At 46.3% G+C, this 802-nt stretch carries 1 protein-coding gene; it reads left to right on the top strand.

What is annotated here, in order from left to right; translation table 11 throughout:
• Nucleotides 1-305: 305 nt before the first annotated feature.
• The coding region (locus QMN93_RS26020) for a non-heme ferritin-like protein (protein ID WP_323620245.1) at nucleotides 306-802 on the top strand (497 nt) is incomplete at its 3' end.

Genomic DNA, 802 nt, shown 5'->3' with positions numbered 1-802 from the left:
GCTGCCTCATCGCTAACTTTGCAACAGTGCCCCTAATCGTGTTCAGCAGAATAGCCGGAGGAAGTTTCCTACTGTCGATAAGAAAGGATTGGCACAGGGAGTGTGAATATCGAAACACCATCACAGAATAATGCCAGATAGAAATGCGATAGTAGGGTTGGATATTTAAATAAGGAGCATCCCGACTTAAAATGAATATGACTGCGTAACCAGGCGCAATAAAAAAAGCGAAAGAATCGCTTTTATTCTGGTTGTTTTTTCGAAGAGTGACCGTTTTCTGAGATGACAAGAAATAAGGAAGTCCTATGATCGCTAGCGGAATAGTTCAAAAACTGAATGCGCAAATGAATCAGGAGTTTTATACCTCAAATTTGTATCTTCAGCTCAGCCAGAGGTGCAGCGAGAATAGCCTTAATGGCACCGCACTATTTTTGCGTCATCAGGCGCAAAATACGGTGACGCAAATGATGCGCATGTACGAATACATCAAACAGAGCGGCGCCACGCCGGTGTTACAGGAGCAACACGCCCGGTGCGGTGAATTTTCCACGCTGGAAGATCTGTTTGAGCAGACGGTAAGCGATTACCAGAAGCGCATTAATGCGCTGACCTCTTTGACGGAAGACGCCCAGGCAGCAAACGATAAGTCAGCGATTAACTTCCTGAAGCGATACAGAAAAGAGGAAATCGTGGACGGGACGCTGTTGCAAATCATTCTGGATGAAGTCCGCAGCGCTAAAAAAGCGGGCATCAACATGCAGCAAACCGACCACTATCTGGTTGGCGTGATCGATCGCTATCA

The organism is Enterobacter sp. R-1.6.2, from assembly GCF_035064085.1.
In the GTDB taxonomy this organism is placed as follows: domain Bacteria; phylum Pseudomonadota; class Gammaproteobacteria; order Enterobacterales; family Enterobacteriaceae; genus Enterobacter; species Enterobacter asburiae_B.
Note: the sequence above shows the minus strand (reverse complement) of the source record. Positions and strands in the feature narration are given on the sequence as shown.